The organism is Pseudomonas sp. NFACC39-1 (assembly GCF_900110355.1).
Lineage (GTDB): Bacteria > Pseudomonadota > Gammaproteobacteria > Pseudomonadales > Pseudomonadaceae > Aquipseudomonas > Aquipseudomonas tehranensis.
In genome coordinates, this window is sequence record NZ_FODL01000015.1 from 1 (window position 1) to 16135 (window position 16135).

The following is a 16135-nucleotide window of genomic DNA, read 5'->3' on the forward strand; positions in this document are numbered from 1 at the left end:
GGCTACCGAATTTCTTGACGACCATAGAGCATTGGAACCACCTGATCCCATCCCGAACTCAGCAGTGAAACGATGCATCGCCGATGGTAGTGTGGGGTTTCCCCATGTGAGAGTAGGTCATCGTCAAGATTAAATTCCGAAACCCCTATCTGCTGATGCAGGTAGGGGTTTTGTTTTGCCCGCAGGAAAGTTTCTTACGACAGGCACGGACAGCTCCCGGCTGTCACAGCCCCCCGACAGTGCTAAGGTTCGGCCCTAGCTTTTGCATTTTCAAGGATGCCTTTATGCCGGACGCGACGTCCTTAAGCCCTGCGTTCATGGTGGTCCACGGGAATCGCCTGGATGAGTTGCGCAGCCTGGTGATCAGCTTGATGCGGCGCTATCCGCTGGGGCCTCTTGAAAATGAAATCGCGCTGGTTCAAAGCAACGGCATCGCCCAGTGGTTGAAGCTGGCATTGGCTGAGGATCCGCAAGACGACGATACCGGTGGCTGCGGTATTGCCGCCGCCATTGATGTGCAATTGCCCGGCAGTTTCATGTGGCAACTCTATCGAACGGTTCTGGGGCGTGACGAAATTCCGGCCAAGTCGTTGCTTGATAAGGCTCCCCTTACCTGGCGGCTGATGCGCCTTCTGCCGCAATTGATCGAGCAGCCCCATTTCGAACCCCTGCGGCGTTTTCTTACCCACGATACCGACTTGCGCAAGCGTTATCAGTTATCCGAGCGCCTTGCCGATCTGTTTGACCAATACCAGGTGTACCGGGCTGATTGGCTGGAGGACTGGGCGGAGGGTCGGCATCAGACAAGAAGTGTCCGGGGCGAAATCAAGCCGCTCGCGCCAGAAAACTGTTGGCAGGCCGAACTGTGGCGCGCCCTTCTGGTGGATGTGGGCGAGCAAGGCATGGCCCAAAGCCGTGCCGGAGTTCATCAACGGTACATCGAGCGCATCAACAGTTTGGAAGTGGCTCCCAGGAACCTGCCCGCGCGGGTGATTGTGTTCGGCATTTCCTCTCTGCCGGCCCAAGCCCTGGAAGCACTTGCCGGTCTGTCCCGGTTTAGCCAGATTCTGCTGTGCGTCCATAACCCATGTCGCCACCATTGGGCGGACATCGTGGCCGACAAGGACCTGCTACGTCACCAATACAAGCGCCAGGCCCGCAAGGCCGGAATGCCTGTCGTCCTCGACCCGCAGACCTTGCATCAGCACGCTCATCCATTATTGGCAGCGTGGGGCAAGCAGGGGCGTGACTATATCAACCTGCTCGACAGCTACGACGACCCCAACAGTTATCGCTCGGTATTTCGCGATGGACGGATCGACCTGTTCAGCGAGGGCAATCCCACGACCCTTCTCAGTCAGCTGCAGGATGACATTCTCGAGCTGCGCCCCCTGAACGAAACCCGGGAGCACTGGCCTGCGGTCGATACGGAGCAGGACGGGTCTATCCGTTTCCATATCGCCCACAGTGCCCAGCGTGAGGTTGAAATCCTCCACGATCAACTGCTGGCCCGCTTCAGTGCGGATCCGAGCCTGCGCCCCCGGGATATCATCGTCATGGTCCCGGACATCGACAGCTACGCACCGCATATACGTGCTGTGTTCGGTCAGCTTGAGAGAACTGATCCCCGTTTCATTCCTTTCACCCTCACTGATCAGGGCCAGCGTGGACGTGATCCGTTATTGATCGCTGTCGAACACTTGCTCAAGCTGCCGGATAGCCGCTTTCCGGTCAGCGAAATCCTCGATCTGCTCGATGTTCCGGCGTTGCGTGAGCGGTTCGGTATCGATGAAGCTGACTTGCCTACGCTGCACCGCTGGATCGAGGGTGCCGGTATCCGCTGGGGCATGAATGCCGAACATCGTGCCGGATTGGGATTGCCCGCGGAGCTCGAGCAGAACAGCTGGCGTTTCGGTCTTCGGCGCATGCTGCTGGGCTATGCCGTCGGCGGCGCGGGCGCCTACGACGGCATCGAACCCTATGATGAAATTGGTGGCCTGGATGCGGCGTTGATCGGTCCTCTGGTTGCGTTGCTGGATGCTTTGGAAGTGGCTCATCAGGAACTCAGCCTCCCCGCATCACCGCAAGAATGGGGCTCGCGTCTGCAGGATCTGATGCAATTGTTTTTCCAGGCGAGCAACGAACACGACGATTATCTGCTGGCGCAACTTGAAGACCTGCGTGAAACCTGGCTGGAGACCTGTGAGTCAGTTGCCCTGCATGATGAGTTGCCCCTGACTGTTGTCCGTGAGGCTTGGTTGGCAGGGTTGGATCAGGGCCGACTGTCCCAGCGCTTCCTGGCCGGTGCGGTCAACTTCTGCACCTTGATGCCGATGCGCGCCATCCCCTTCAAGCTGGTGTGTCTGCTGGGAATGAACGACGGTGATTATCCGCGAGCGCAACCGCCCCTGGATTTCGATCTCATGGGCAGCGACTATCGCCCCGGGGATCGTTCCCGACGCGAAGATGATCGATATCTGTTATTGGAGGCGCTGCTCTCTGCCCGGGAAAAGCTCTATATCAGTTGGGTCGGACGCAGCATCCGCGACAACAGTGACCGTCCTGCGTCAGTATTGGTCGGCCAACTGCGGGATCATCTTGCCAGTGGGTGGCGGTTGGCAGATGACAGCAAGGATCTGCTTGAGGCGCTGACCCAGGACCATCCTTTGCAACCGTTCAGTGCTCGTTATTTTCATCAAGGCAGCGCGTTGTTCAGTTACGCCAGCGAATGGCGAATGCTTCATGGTGCCCACGAACACGCCGCCCAAAGCCAGGTGCTGGAACCCTATGTTCAGGAAGAGCCCTTGGGCCTTGGGCAACTGCAGGACTTCCTGCGCAATCCCGTCCGGCACTTCTTCAGTCAACGACTCAAAATATTCTTCGAGGCCATCGAGGCCCCTTTGGCAGATGACGAACCCTTCGTTCTTGATGCGCTGCAACGCTACAGCCTGAGCGACAGCTTGCTGGAGGCCGCCCTGGTTCGCCTCGATCAACCGGATCTGGCACTGGCCACTCATGCCAAAAGACTGCAGAACAGCGGCCTGTTACCGATGGCCGGTTTCGGTGAATGCATGCAACGTGAACTGATCGAGCCTTTGCCTGATTTGCTCCAGCGTTACCAGCAGCTTCTGGCGTTATGGCCCACACCGCTGACCAGTGCCTTGCCTGTCAGCTTGCAGTTGCACGGCGTGAGCGTCGAGGGCTGGCTTAGTGGCCTGCACCAGCGTGCCGATGGAGCGGTTCTCACCATCAGCGCCATACCCAACGGTATTGGCTCCCCCAAGACCCGTAAATGGCATCGTCTGATTCGTCCTTGGGTCAATCATCTTGTTGCGTGCGCTAACGGCTTTTCGATGACGACGGCACTGGTGGCCAGTGATGACAGCTTGCTGCTGGCTCCTTTTGAAGAGCCCGTAGCACGACGGTTGCTCGGTGATCTTTTGCAAGCCTGGCAGGCGGGTATGCGTCAGCCGCTTCCCGTCGCGGTGAAGACCGCCTTCGCCTGGCTCGGCCAGAGTGATCCTGCCAAAGCCGATGCGGCAGCTCGAAAAGCCTACGAAGGCGACGGGCAGAACTCTGAAGGCGAGCGGCGGGAAAGTCCGGCGTTGGCCCGGCAGTTTGCTGACTTCGATGCCTTGACGGCCGACGAGACATTCTCCGACTGGTGCGATGCACTTTACCGGCCACTGCTCGACGCACCATGGCGTTCATTGGCCGGCGAGGAGGTAAGCTCATGACTCGCCAGCCTCCACTCGCCCTGGCCTTCCCGCTACGTGGCAGTCAATTGATCGAGGCCAGCGCCGGTACCGGCAAGACCTTTACCATTTCGGCGTTGTACCTGCGTCTGGTACTGGGGCATGGCGGCCCGGCTACCGGTTTTGGTCGCGAACTGCTTCCTCCGCAGATCCTGGTGGTGACCTTTACGGACGCTGCTACCAAGGAGTTGCGTGAGCGTATCCGCACGCGTCTGGCTGAGGCGGCGCGTTTCTTTCGTGATGAAATTGCCGCCCCGGATTCGCTGATCGCCGAGTTGCGGGATGAGTTCGATGCAACGCAGTGGCCTGGCTGTGCGAACCGTTTGGACATCGCTGCGCAATGGATGGATGAAGCAGCAGTGTCGACCATCCATAGCTGGTGTCAGCGCATGCTGCGTGAACATGCTTTTGACAGTGGTAGCCTGTTTACACAGACCTTGGAAACCGATCACAGCGACTTGCTTGGCGAAGTGCTCCGCGACTATTGGCGGCTGTTCTGCTACTCGATGCAAGGTGAGGCGCTGAACTGGGTGCGGACACATTGGGGCGGGCCCGCTGCGCTGCTGCCGCGAGTCAGAGGCCTGTTTTCCAGCGAACGCGATGCTGCTGAGGGGCTTGAACCGGCCGAACTGATCGCCGCATCGCTTCAGGAGCGCAGCGCCGCCTTGCTCGATCTCAAGGCGCCGTGGCGGCAATGGGCCGTGGAGTTGCTGGAGATCTGCCAGCAAGGCGTTGCCAACAAAAGCGTCGACGGGCGCAAGATGCAGGCCCGCTACTTCGAGCCGTGGTTTCAGAAAATCAATGCCTGGGTGGAGGACGAAAGCCTTGAACTGTTGGACATCGGCAGCGGCTTCACACGCCTGACCCCCGAGGGTATGGCCGAGGCCTGGAAAGGCGAAGTGCCCAGTCATCCCGGGCTGGACGCCATGTCCGGTCTCAAGGCCAACCTGGAAGCCTTGCCCACCCCCGATGCCGCGGTGCTGCAACATGCCGCGCAATGGGTAGGGGCACGTTTTGAGGCGGAGAAACGGCGCCGTGCGGAGATGGGGTTCGACGATATGCTGCTGCGTCTGGACGCAGCCCTTCAAGCCGAAGGTGGAGCACGTCTGGCAAGCTTGATCCGCGAACAGTTTCCGGTGGCGCTGATCGATGAGTTCCAGGACACCGACCCGATTCAATATCGCATCTTCGAAAGCATCTACCACATCGCAGAAAGCAACCCCGACACCGGGTTGTTCCTGATCGGTGACCCGAAGCAGGCCATTTACGCTTTTCGCGGCGCTGACATCTATACCTACCTGCGCGCCCGCGAAGCCACCGCCGGCAGGCTGCATACGCTGGGAACAAACTTCCGTTCCAGCCACGCCATGGTCAGTGCGGTGAACCATATTTTCCAGAATGCCGAATCCCGCCCTGAAGGGCGCGGTGCTTTTCTGTTTCGTGAACCGTCGGGCAAGAACCCGGTGCCGTTCCTGCCCGTTGAGTCCCAAGGGCGCAAGGAGTCCTTGCAGGTCGACGGGCTACCCGTTGCCGCACTGAATATCTGGCACCTGTCTTCTGATCAGCCGCTTTCCGGGGCGGTGTATCGCAAGCACATGGCGGCGGCTTGTGCCAGTGAGATCACGGCGTTGCTCAATGGCGGCCAATCGGGGCGCGATGGCTTTACGGTCGATGAGAGGACGCTCCAGGGATTACGCCCGTCGGATATCGCTATCCTGGTGCGTGACGGTAAAGAAGCTCAGGCAGTGCGCGACGAGCTGTCCGCACGGGGAGTGCGCAGTGTCTATCTGTCCGATAAAGACTCGGTCTTCGCTTCCCAGGAAGCGCGGGACCTGCTGATCTGGCTCAAGGCCTGCGCTGAACCGGATGTCGAGCGGCCACTGCGGGCAGCGCTGGCCAGCATCACGCTGAATCTTGCGCTGACGGAGCTGGAACGTCTCAATCAGGATGAGCTGGCCTGGGAGCGTCGGGTCATGCAGTTCCGAGGTTATCGTACGGTCTGGCGTACCCAGGGCGTGTTGCCCATGTTGCGTCGCCTGCTACATGATTTCGAGCTACCCCAAGCCTTGATGACGCGCAGCGACGGCGAGCGGGTGCTGACCAATTTGCTGCATCTTTGCGAGCTGTTGCAACAGGCCGCCGGCGAGCTGGATGGCGAGCAAGCTTTGATTCGGCATCTGTCCGAGCACCTGGCGCTGTCCGGACAGGCTGGCGAAGAACAGATCCTGCGCCTGGAAAGCGATGAGCAACTGGTCAAGGTGGTCACGATTCACAAGTCCAAGGGACTTGAATATCCACTGGTCTTTTTGCCCTTCATCTGTTCAACGAAACCGGTGGATGGCAGTCGGTTGCCTTTGCATTACCACGATGAAGCCTGCAAGGCACAGATTAGTCTCAAGCCTACCGCCGAGTTGATTGCCAAGGCCGATGACGAGCGTCTGGCCGAGGATCTGCGGCTGCTCTACGTGGCCCTGACCCGCGCACAACACGCTTGCTGGTTGGGTGTGGCTGATCTTAAACGGGGCAACAGCAATAGTTCGATCCTGCACTTGTCCGCATTGGGCTATCTGTTGGGCGGTGGTATGCCGTTGGTCGAGTCGGTGGAGTTGAGGCGCTGGCTGGAGGACCTGCAACAAGGCAGCGCAGTGATCAGCTATCAGGAGATGCCCCAGGCCACCGATGAGCATTACCGGCCGCCACGCAACGAAGCGGTATTGCTTGAACCTTTGATTCCCGTACGCAAAGCCAGCGAAAACTGGTGGATCGCCTCCTACAGCGCTTTGCGTATCGGGGAAAGCCTGAGTGCGGCCAGCAATGATGCACCGGAGAACCCGCAGGCTCAGAAGCTGTTCGACGATGAGCGGCTTGACCCCGATGCCCCAAGGGAAATTGTTGCCGTGGGTGGCGATATTCACCGCTTCCCTCGTGGCCCCGGCCCCGGCACTTTTCTTCATGGTCTACTGGAATGGGCTGCTGGCGAAGGATTTGAAGCGACGCCAAGCGCCATCGAGGATGCCATAGCCCGGCGCTGCAATCGTCGAGGTTGGAAAGGCTGGATCGCTACCCTGGGTGACTGGCTGCAACACCTGATCAAACTGCCTATGCACATAGGGGACGGTCAGGCGCCGGTGGTGCTCGAAAACCTGTCCCAGTTCCAGGTCGAAATGGAATTCTGGTTTGCCAGCCACAAGGTCGATGTGCTCAAGCTCGACCAACTGGTTTGCCAATTCACCCATGGCGGTGTCGCTCGCGTGGCCGCTGAGCCGGTGTTACTCAACGGGATGTTCAAGGGTTTCATCGATTTGACGTTCGAGCACGATGGCCGATATTACGTGGCCGATTACAAGTCCAACTGGCTGGGTGTCGATGACATGGCCTACACCGCGCCGGCCATGGAACAGTCAATCCTCGACAATCGCTACGACCTGCAATACGTGTTGTACCTGTTGGCCCTGCACCGTCAGCTCAAGGCGCGCCTGCCTGGCTATGACTACGACCGGCATGTCGGTGGGGCGTTGTATCTGTTCCTGCGCGGTACCCGCTCAGCCAGTCAGGGCGTTTACTTCACCAAGCCTCCACGGGCGCTGATCGAGCACCTGGACCGCATGTTCCAGGGGAGGTGCGAGCCAAAGGCTGAACCGGCATGGGAACAGGGGGAGCTGCTATGAAACGTTCTTTTGCCGATCTGTTACCCAAGCCGTCTGATGACGAGAGCCTGATGGATCTGGCTCCTCTGAGCCGTGCGGATGACTTGCTGCTGTTGCTCACCCGCTGGGTCGAACGAGGATGGCTGCGCGCCCTGGACAAGGCATTCGTCGCCTTCCTCCATGAACTCGCGCCTGAAGATGATCCATTGGTGCTGCTTGCTGCGGCGCTCACCAGCCATCAGTTGGGACACGGGCATGTCTGCCTGGATTTGTTCGAAACGCTCAAGGAGCCGGATTTCGCCCTGTCACTGCCGCCTGAAGGCGACTCGCAAACCGGCGTGGAGCTGTTGCCCTCGCAAATACTACGGACCCTCGATGGGGCTCACTGGTGCAAGGTCCTCGCCTCCAGTGCGCTGGTGGCCTTGGCCGTCGATGAGCATGAAGAGGCGCGGCAGCGCCCTTTGGTGTTATCAGGTAAGCGTCTTTATCTGCGTCGTTATTGGGCTTATGAGCGGCGGATCGATGAGGCGTTGCGGCAACGGCTTGCCGAACATGAAGCCGCACCTGGCGATCTTCGCGAGCGTTTGAGCGGATTGTTCGGGCCGGCCAAAGCCGCGGGCCCGATCGATTGGCAAAAACTGGCCTGTGCGCTGGCGACCCGCGGAGCCTTCAGCATCATCACCGGCGGCCCGGGTACCGGCAAGACCACCACGGTTGTGCGCTTGCTCGCCTTGCTTCAGGCGCCCGCTGTCGAGGCAGGCAAACCGCTGCGGATCCGCCTGGCCGCGCCCACAGGCAAGGCGGCGGCACGTCTGACCGAGTCCATCAGCCAGCAGGTTCGCACTCTCGATGTGGTTGACGCCGTGCGTGAACGCATTCCCTGCGATGTGACCACGGTCCATCGTTTGTTGGGCAGTCGGCCTGGTACCCGACATTTTCGCCATCACAGGGGCAATCGCTTGCCACTGGATGTGTTGGTGATCGATGAAGCTTCGATGATCGATCTGGAGATGATGGCCAATCTGCTGGATGCGCTGCCGACTCATGCGCGACTGGTATTGCTGGGCGACAAGGACCAATTGGCCTCTGTTGAGGCGGGGGCCGTATTGGGGGACTTGTGTCGGGACGCCGAGGAGGGTTGGTACAGCCGCCGGACCCTGGCCTGGCTGGAGTCGGTCAGCGGCGAAAACCTGGCGGCCAGTGATCTGCGGCAAGACCTCGATGGTACTCATGCCCTGGCCCAGCAAGTGGTCATGCTCAGGCATTCGCGGCGCTTCGGTGAGGGCAGTGGGATCGGTCAACTGGCGCGTCGGGTCAACCAGCAACAACCGGAACAGGCCCGTCAACTGCTGCTCGAAGGTGAATTCCCCGACCTGTTTTCCCTGGCGCTGAGGGGCGAACACGATGGAGCGCTGGAGCGCTTGTTACTCGATGGCAAGGCAGAAGGGCCGAAGGGTTATCGGCATTACTTGAGCCTGTTGCGTCAGCGCCGCCCGGCCATTTCCCGACCGCTTGAGGACGGCTGCTGGACAGATTGGGCTCGAGAGGTCCTGTCGGCTTTCGACGAGTTCCAGCTGCTTTGTGCCGTACGCAGAGGCCCGTGGGGCGTCGAGGGGTTGAACCAGCGCATCACCGCCGCACTGCTCAAGGCCCAGCTTATCGACAGCGATCACCAATGGTACGAAGGGCGCCCGGTTCTGATGACCCGCAACGACTACGGGTTGGGCTTGATGAATGGCGATATCGGTATCGCGCTCAAGCTGCCCGAACGAGATGGACCGGACGCGGGCAAGCAGGTTCTGCGGGTCGCGTTCCCTCGTAACGATGGCCAGGGCGGTGTGCGTTTCGTCCTGCCCAGTCGCCTGAATGATGTAGAAACTGTCTTTGCCATGACGGTGCACAAATCCCAGGGGTCGGAGTTCGCCCATACGGCTTTGATTCTCCCGGATGCGCTGAACCCCGTGCTGACTAAAGAGTTGGTGTACACCGCCATTACTCGGGGCAAGCAGTGGTTCAGCCTGATAGAGCCGCGAGCGGGAGTCTTTGAAGAGGCGGTTCGGCGCAAGGTCAAGCGCTTGAGTGGGTTGATGCTGGAGCTGGAAGGAACTGTCTGAGCGACCGACTTTCACGGTCAATGTCCTGGGAAGCTGTTCTGCCGGCGGATATCGCAAGCGTCGCAGAACGCTGCCTCGCTGGCTTTTTGGCACTGTGCTATCTTTCCGGCACTTATTGCATCGACCAAGAGACTTTCCATGAGTGTGGCTGTTCAGGAGACAGTGCGCCGCAAGGGCTGGAGGCAATATTTGCTCGCCAGCCTTCTGTGCTTACTGGCGCCTGTGGTTGTCGGCCAGGAGCAGGCCACCACGACCCGGGCTGAACAGCGGGCCGAATCCGTCACCCAGGTTGTGTTGGGAATTCTCAGCTACGCCCGCTGGCCCGTGGAACCAGCGCAATTGCAGTTGTGCATTGTCGGGCCGACTCAATACACCGACGATCTGGTCAAGGGTACGACGCAGGCCACTGGCCGGCCCGTGACTGTGCAGCGGGTGCTGGCCGATCACCCCAGCATCGCCACTGATTGCAACGCGATCTACATCGGCAGATTGACCCTTGACGAGCGCACCCGTCTGTTTGCGTCCTTGATCGGCAAACCTGTGTTGAGCATCAGTGAAGGCGGCGATCAGTGCACCGTCGGCAGCCTGTTCTGTCTGCGGGTCGCTGACGAACAGGTCTCGTTCGAGGTCAACCTGGATTCGGTGGCGCGCAGTGGCGTGCGCATTCACCCCAGCGTTTTGCAGCTTTCACGTCGCAGGCCAGCAGCACCATGAATCTGCCCATGGCACGGATTCGTCCCACACTGGGCTCGGTCATCGGTCGCGGTCACCTGATTGTCGCGTTGGTGGCGATCACCATGGCCAGTGTCTCCCTGACGTTGCTCGGTGTACTTGCGCTGCGAGTCTATGCCGATCACAACCTGCACCTGATCGCCCGTTCGATCAGCTATACCGTTGAAGCGGCCGTGGTGTTCGATGACTCAGTGGCGGCGACTGAGGCGCTGGCTGTGATTGCCTCCACCGAAGAAGTCGCCGATGCCGAGGTGTTCAACGAGCACGGGCGTCTGCTGGCTCGCTGGCAGCGGCCGGAAACAGGCTTGTTGTCGGAGTTGGAAAGGCACATCGCCAAAACCTTCCTGGAAAAGCCCATCAGCCTGCCCATCATCCATCAGGGCCAGAATATAGGCGCAGTTCTACTGTCGGGGCATGGCGGCAGTCTTTTGCGGTTTTTGCTCAGCGGCCTGGCGGGAATTGTCCTGTGCACGGCGGTGAGCGCCTGGGTGGCGTTGTATCTGGCGCGGCGTCAGTTACGCGCAATCACCGGGCCGCTGCGCAGCCTTGCCGAGGTGGCCCATGCCGCGCGCAGCGAACGCGCCCTCGACCGACGCGTACCGCCGGCCGCTATCGCCGAACTGGATAACCTGGGCAATGACTTCAACGCGCTGCTTGATGAACTGGAGTCTTGGCAAACCCACCTGCAAAGCGAGAACGAAACCCTGGCTCACCAGGCCAGTCATGACAGCCTGACCGGATTGCCGAATCGCGCATTTTTCGAAGGCCGGCTGATCCGTGCACTGCGCAATGCCAACAAACTCGACGAGCAGGTCGCCGTGCTCTATCTGGACAGTGACCGGTTCAAGGGTATCAACGATAACTTCGGCCATGCTGCCGGTGATGCGGTGCTGACGGCGGTGGCGACACGGGTTCGGGCGCAGTTGCGTGAAGGTGACCTGGTGGCGCGCCTGGGCGGGGACGAATTTGCCGTGCTGCTTGCGCCCTTGCACCGGGCCGAGGATGCCGAGCTGATTGCCGAAAAAATCATAGCCAGCATGGAAATGCCCATTCAATTGCCCGGCAATGCCTCGGTGCTGACTTCTCTGAGTGTCGGCATCGCCGTTTATCCTGATCATGGCGCTACACCAGGCGCCTTGCTCAATGCCGCCGATGCGGCGATGTATCAGGCCAAACGCCTCGCCAGAGGCGGTCAACACACGGCCGGGGCGGAGCACCCGGTTGCTGATCTTCAAGCCAGGAGCTGACTCGTGCGCCTCTATCCTCAACTCTCCCTGCAGCGCTTAGCCGCGCTTTTGTTCATCACCGTTCTGGCCCTGACCGGCTGCCAGACGCCGCCCCCAAAAGGTCTTACCCCGGCGCAAGTCGCCGTGCTCAAACAACAAGGGTTCGAATTGACTGACGAAGGCTGGGCCTTCGGTCTATCGGGCAAGGTGCTGTTTGGCAGCGATGTGGAAAACCTCAACGCGGCCAGCACCGAGATCGTCGAACGAATTGGTAAAGCTCTGCTGGGGGCTGGAATCGAACGGGTGCGGATCGATGGTCATACCGACGCATCAGGCTCGCAAGCCTATAACGAGCAACTGTCGATACGTCGGGCCAGCAGCGTGAGCAAGGTATTGATTGACGTGGGCATGCGCGAAGAAAACGTTCAAACACGGGGGCTGGGCAGTAGCAGGCCAGTCGCCTCCAACGACACGGTGGAGGGGCGTACCGAAAACCGTCGCGTCGCCATCGTGGTCATCGCCGACTAGTCGGCGAACACCATCTCCCGGCTATCGCCCATCAGCAGTGGCTGATTCTGCTCAGTCACTTCGCGGATGTAATCCCACAACAGGGTGATGCGCTTGAGCTTGCGCAGATCCTCCCGGCAGTACATCCAGAACTACAGGACGTAAGGGTTCCACCCAATGATTACGGGACCCTAACGCCATGATGACCACTTCCAAGCCCTATCCTGTTACAAGTGCTGTCACAAACTCTGCTCTAACTCTCAGGCCGACCACGAGGCTCGCTAAGCCCTATCACTACAGGCGCAACGGCATCTACTATCTACGCCTCAGAGAGACCGGCAGCACCACGCAGGCTACCTCCGTATCCCTTAAGACCACCGATAGAAAGGCCGCTATGGACGCTTCAAGACGACTTGCCGAGACCATCAAGTCTTTCCATCTGGATCACCCTGAGGCCACTTGGAGTGAGCTTCGCGAGCATTTGCTGTGGGTCGCTGAGGGTCTCTTGTCCTGTTCCCATGATGTTCACTCGCTGCGTGACTGGGGCGACCTGTATGAGGACGTTAGGACGAACCTGACGGAGATCGCCGCAACGATGCCGCTTAACGTCGATCAGCATGAGCATGTGTCTAAGCTAAGGATGTGATGGCTGCTGCTCAGGTTCGACTACAAGGTGACTCAGTGCCGTTGGTCAAGATCATTAGGGATCTCGAAGGAGGCTCTCAGGATGCATTGAAGCACGCCAATGACGTGCCTCTGTCCCTATCTGTTTTAGCTCCTCCACTAACCTTTGAGGTCCTCTCTGGGCTCTACATGGCTGACCGGGCAGGAGAACAGAAAGCCAGCACCCTCAGCTCAACCAAGTTCACTCATGGCGTCCTATGTGCCGAGTTAGGAGCTTTGGACCTGAGGAAGCACACAAGGGCGGATCTTGTGGCCCTGAGGGATAGGCTTGCGACCACGCGGAAACCATCAACGGTAAACCAGATGCTGATGAAGCTCTCTGCTGTACTAAACTGGTCGGTTGAGAATGGTCATCTCGAAAAGTCATTCGACAAGAAATTCAAGTTCACTAAAGGCACTGAGTCCACCCGTAAGGCGTTCTCTCAGGACCAGATAGGCAGCCTCATGGCCTATGCGAATAAGCTCCCTGAGGCGTCATGGAAACGCTGGCTGCTGAGCCTTGGCATCATCACTGGTGGCCGACTCAATGAAATCTCTCAGTTGAGCGTCAGCGACATTCAGACCCTCAAATCAGGCATCGTCGTTATCCACATCAATGAGGTTGGTGAGGGTAAATCCATCAAGAACAAGCGTAGTGAGAGGCTGGTGCCATTGACTGATGGTGCCTATGGGTTCGACCTTCAAGCCTTCCTGCGGTATGTCGAGACCTGCAAACAGAGCGGGAACGATTCGTTGGCACAGATCGGCTACAGACCAGCAGGCGAATGGGTCAACCAGCAGGCAATCCCTCAGGCTCTTGGGGAGTCCTATGAAAGGGGCTTGGTGTTCCACTCATTGCGCCACTCATTGGCTTCCCTCATGCAGGCCAAAGGGGTTCCTACGACTCATGCTCAAGCTGTCATGGGGCACGCCACGGGAACGGTAACCTTTGATATTTATGGCTCAGGTGTCCCCGTGGCGGTCATCGCTGAGATGCTCAATGGTTTGCTTTGTGGGTGCATTGGGAGCCGCTGAGTCGATCTTGAGGCATTCGTCGGGGGGGGGGGGCGATCAGCGATGACTTCTATGGGCCAGGTAGTGAAGGGGCTATTCAGGATTTCTAAGGTGGATGGCAAAACAGTATCGCACTGCTATCATCTGCAGTTTTGATCTCGGCAGAGCTCTTTATGAAAGTTTTCATTAGTTGGTCAGGTTCAGTCAGTAAACGATTAGCAGAGTCCATCCGGGATTGGCTCCCCGGAGTGTTGCAGCTTGTGAGTCCGTATTTCACACCTTCTGATATTGAGAAGGGAGGTCGATGGGCTAACGACATTGCGAAGGAGCTTTCAAGCGCTGAGCTCGGGATTCTTTGTATCACAAGAGACAATATTCACAGTGACTGGATTCTTTTTGAGGCAGGAGCACTATCAAAGAGTCTCGATAAAAGCTATGTCTGCCCTATTCTGTTTGGAATAAACAATGCTGATCTCTCCGGTCCGTTAAAACAGTTCCAAACAACTGAGTTTACGAAGGCGGATTTCCACAAACTAATCACTGTGATTAACGGTAGGCTTGGTGATCAGAAACTACCTGCAAAGACGCTGGACACTGTTTTCGAAAAGTGGTGGCCGGATCTTGAAGAAAAAATCAATGAAATCCTGACGTCAATTACTATCGTTGATGGCCCTGTGCGTGCTGATAGAGAAATCTTAGATGAGATTTTGCTCCTGTCTCGGTCAGCTGCCCGGCAGACTACTCAATTTTCTCCTAAAGCAATCGAGGAGTTATTGGAATCGTTTATCCGCGCCCACGATATTGATGCGCAAATGATTGGGGGTTATGAGGAGTCGTTAGACGCACTTAAGGAGATGGCTCGTTCGATACGATACATTTCAAAGAGATACAAAGATGAGTCATCAAAGCTCGGCGAGCTGTTTGAGCAGTTTGAAGGGCTTAGTTATGAGACAGTAACTCGGGTTGCTATGAATGCGGATGACGACATCCCGTTCTGAGGTGAAAAACGAGCATGCATTGGCCCCGCCTTGCCAGTGTATGCTCGGCTTATAGCTCTACTAATAGGCTCCGAATAGTGATTTTATGATTGATTAGCTGCCACTAACTATACTTCTAAACGGACTTCCCGAATGAATTTAGGTGTTTCGGACATGCCCTGTAAAATTCAGGTTGGATGTCGTTAAAAACCCTCACTGTGGCTAACCCACCACATGAGGACCATCCCATTGACCAGCTACTCTCCCGCGCAACACGAAGCCATCACCACCGCCAAGCGTGGCCGAGGCCGACCCACCAAGATCATCACCAACCTGTTCTACGGCTTCATTGGGCCGACCACCGACTACGGGCAATATCCTACCTTCGCCATGGACATCCTTGAGGGCATCGCCCGGCTCGACTGGCATGACCGGTCTATCGGGTCTGGTGGCTCATCCAAGCCTCTGTCCGTGAAGCGCCTCGTAGCCATCCTTGCGGAACTTGAGGTCGTCTCAGCGGCCATCCTCATGGCTCAATACAGACTGGGTCTCCGACAGGCTCAGCGCTACGTGAAGGCCATTGAATTGGCGATGCCCTACCTTCTTAAGAGTCGCCCCGATGACCTCAGCCACGAGATGCGCTACGGCTTCCTGAGGCCCGACACCCGCGTCAATGACTGGGAAGACCAGCTTGAGCCACCGAGTCCTGAAGCCCTCGCAAAGCTGCAATATGACCTGAGGACCCTCGGCAAAGAGGCAGCTTGATTAAATGCCGCATACTTATAAGAACCATTAAGACACCCAATCGACCATAGCAATCGACCAGAAATCAGACCCCTTATCGACCCGCTCATTGAGGAGAGGGGTAGTGATAATAATCACCCCTCCTCGAAAGGAATCTTAAAGAGCAAAGCAAAGGAGGCTCATCAATCATGCCCATCCTGTCTTATTCAGCCATCTCCAAGCTTACCGAAGCGGACGCTAAGATCCTTTCTGACCTCTTTCCCAAATCAACTCGGTCTCACCTGATAGCGCTTCGTGGTGTCCTGAGCAATAGAAAGGAATCTTGGAGAACCTACGCTCATGGTCTGGTCTCTATCGACGAAGAAGCAATGCTCACTGAAGTCTCTTTGAAGTGTTCCCTGAAGACCGCTGACCGGGTTTCCCTCCTAATAGATCGAGGGGGCTGCTCCAAGCTGTCGCAACGACACCCTTGAAGATTCCCATGGTTGGAACAGAGCGAATCTCACTCAGGTAATGAGCAGTCTGTCCAGTGACGTTTAAAACCCCTCACTATGGCTACCCGGTAGAAATATTCTCAAAAATAATTCTCTTCGATAGCAGTAGCTCCCAGCCGTCGCCACGGTTGTCCCTTCAGATGCCTTCAGGCTTGCCATGTCCTGATCCAGCATTAGCCACATAACCCAAACCAAGAACCTTTTGATCGACCTTGGAAGATGCCCATGCGGCTCCCTCCTTGCCGTCTTGTCGTGCGCGTCT

The 16135-nt window shown here is 57.9% G+C and carries 10 protein-coding genes, 1 rRNA gene and 1 pseudogene; 11 read left to right on the top strand and 1 reads right to left on the bottom strand.

The window, feature by feature from the left end:
* The first annotated feature begins 13 nt into the window (after positions 1-13).
* The 7 genes from rrf (at position 14) to BMY45_RS23500 (ending at position 12002) form a co-directional block, all read left to right on the top strand.
* A 5S ribosomal RNA gene (rrf, locus tag BMY45_RS23470) occupies positions 14-129 on the top strand.
* Between the two features lie 155 nt (positions 130-284).
* Positions 285-3737 carry an exodeoxyribonuclease V subunit gamma gene (gene recC, locus BMY45_RS23475; RefSeq protein ID WP_092402166.1) on the top strand — a complete coding sequence of 1151 codons (3453 nt, stop codon included), beginning with the start codon at positions 285-287 and terminating at the stop codon, positions 3735-3737.
* Positions 3734-7423, top strand: a complete 3690-nt coding sequence (gene recB, locus BMY45_RS23480) for an exodeoxyribonuclease V subunit beta (RefSeq protein ID WP_092402169.1) — start codon at positions 3734-3736, stop codon at positions 7421-7423. Before recC ends, recB begins: the two co-directional genes overlap by 4 nt.
* The gene (recD, locus tag BMY45_RS23485; RefSeq protein WP_092402172.1) at positions 7420-9516 is read left to right on the top strand and encodes an exodeoxyribonuclease V subunit alpha; all 2097 of its coding nucleotides are present in this window, start codon (positions 7420-7422) and stop codon (positions 9514-9516) included. The genes recB and recD overlap by 4 nt, the downstream gene beginning before the upstream one ends.
* 138 nt (positions 9517-9654) lie before the next feature.
* On the top strand, positions 9655-10230 hold the full coding sequence (locus BMY45_RS23490) for a regulatory sequestration protein YfiR (RefSeq protein ID WP_092402175.1): 576 nt from the start codon (positions 9655-9657) through the stop codon (positions 10228-10230).
* A complete protein-coding gene (locus BMY45_RS23495) occupies positions 10227-11495 on the top strand; it encodes a diguanylate cyclase DgcN/YfiN (protein WP_092402178.1) in 1269 nt (422 codons plus the stop codon). The genes BMY45_RS23490 and BMY45_RS23495 overlap by 4 nt, the downstream gene beginning before the upstream one ends.
* Positions 11496-11498: 3 nt before the next feature.
* Positions 11499-12002, top strand: a complete 504-nt coding sequence (locus BMY45_RS23500; RefSeq protein ID WP_092402181.1) for an outer membrane lipoprotein YfiB — start codon at positions 11499-11501, stop codon at positions 12000-12002.
* Here the strand turns inward: BMY45_RS23500 and BMY45_RS27940 are convergent.
* Positions 11999-12133, bottom strand: a pseudogene (locus BMY45_RS27940) (LysR family transcriptional regulator); the annotation flags it as partial. The gene BMY45_RS23500 and the pseudogene BMY45_RS27940 overlap by 4 nt on opposite strands.
* A gap of 47 nt (positions 12134-12180) precedes the next feature.
* Between BMY45_RS27940 and BMY45_RS23505 the strand changes: the two are divergent.
* From BMY45_RS23505 to BMY45_RS23520, 4 genes are all read left to right on the top strand, one after another.
* Positions 12181-12627, top strand: a complete 447-nt coding sequence (locus BMY45_RS23505) for a hypothetical protein (RefSeq protein ID WP_092402184.1) — start codon at positions 12181-12183, stop codon at positions 12625-12627.
* A gap of 35 nt (positions 12628-12662) precedes the next feature.
* On the top strand, positions 12663-13679 hold the full coding sequence (locus tag BMY45_RS23510) for a tyrosine-type recombinase/integrase (RefSeq protein ID WP_256573678.1): 1017 nt from the start codon (positions 12663-12665) through the stop codon (positions 13677-13679).
* Positions 13680-13831: 152 nt separating this feature from the next.
* Positions 13832-14656 carry a TIR domain-containing protein gene (locus BMY45_RS23515; protein WP_092402189.1) on the top strand — a complete coding sequence of 275 codons (825 nt, stop codon included), beginning with the start codon at positions 13832-13834 and terminating at the stop codon, positions 14654-14656.
* Positions 14657-14884: 228 nt separating this feature from the next.
* The gene (locus BMY45_RS23520) at positions 14885-15400 is read left to right on the top strand and encodes a hypothetical protein (RefSeq protein ID WP_092402192.1); all 516 of its coding nucleotides are present in this window, start codon (positions 14885-14887) and stop codon (positions 15398-15400) included.
* Positions 15401-16135 lie beyond the last annotated feature (735 nt).